Source organism: Streptomyces sp. T39, assembly GCF_008042045.1.
Taxonomy (GTDB): domain Bacteria; phylum Actinomycetota; class Actinomycetes; order Streptomycetales; family Streptomycetaceae; genus Streptomyces.
Map to the genome: position 1 here is coordinate 1 of NZ_RDBP01000107.1, position 788 is coordinate 788.

The 788-nt window shown below is 67.1% G+C and carries 1 protein-coding gene and 1 pseudogene; one reads left to right on the top strand and one right to left on the bottom strand.

Annotated elements, in window-relative coordinates; translation table 11 throughout:
* On the bottom strand, positions 1-497 hold a 497-nt coding region (locus EAO77_RS35610), incomplete at its 3' end, for a helicase-related protein (protein ID WP_261994300.1).
* Between EAO77_RS35610 and EAO77_RS39565 the strand changes: the two are divergent.
* A pseudogene (locus EAO77_RS39565) lies at positions 484-788 on the top strand (hypothetical protein); the annotation flags it as partial. The gene EAO77_RS35610 and the pseudogene EAO77_RS39565 sit on opposite strands and share 14 nt — an antisense overlap.

Below are 788 nucleotides of genomic sequence, written 5' to 3' on the forward strand. Positions count from 1 at the left end.
CCGCCGATCGCCTGAACAATATCCACGGCCGACCCCTTCGGATCGATCAGGGCCACACAGTCCACACTCGGGACATCAACACCCTCACTCAGGACACGGCAATTCGACATCACGGCACGCCCTGCCCTGTCCCCGAATTCACGCAGCTTATCCTCCCGCATTTCAGTGGGGGATTCGCCGGACAGCCATCCCGACCACACCCGCGCCGGGTGCCGCTCCGGATCGGCCGCGTGCAGCCGGCGCGCCACCCGCTCCAGCCCCTCGGCAAACGCCCGCGCCTCCATGGTCCGGTGATGGAACGTGATCCCGCGCCGCAAACCGTGCTCGGCCATCGTCTCCAGCAACGCGGCCTGCAGCACCGCCAGCCGCTCACCACGCACTTGCTCATCGTGCCGCTGCTCGCCGTACAGCCGCTCCAGCGTCAGCGAAGGATCCCGCAGCTCAACCACCACAATCTGATAGCGGGCAAGCAGCTTCCTGGTGATGGCGCTCGACAACGACATCGACCACAGAACGGGCCCAAAAATCGACTCGTCATCCATCGAGCACGCCAGCTCGCGCGGGATCACGTTCCATCACCGGACCATGGAGGCGCGGGCGTTTGCCGAGGGGCTGGAGCGGGTGGCGCGCCGGCTGCATGCGGCCGATCCGGAGCGGCACCCGGCGCGGGTGTGGTCGGGGTGGCTGTCCGGCGAATCCCCGGCAGAGGATCGTGAGGACAAGCTCCGTGAATTCGGGCGCAGGGCAGGGCGTGCCGTGATGTCGAATTGCCGTGTCCTGAGTGAGGG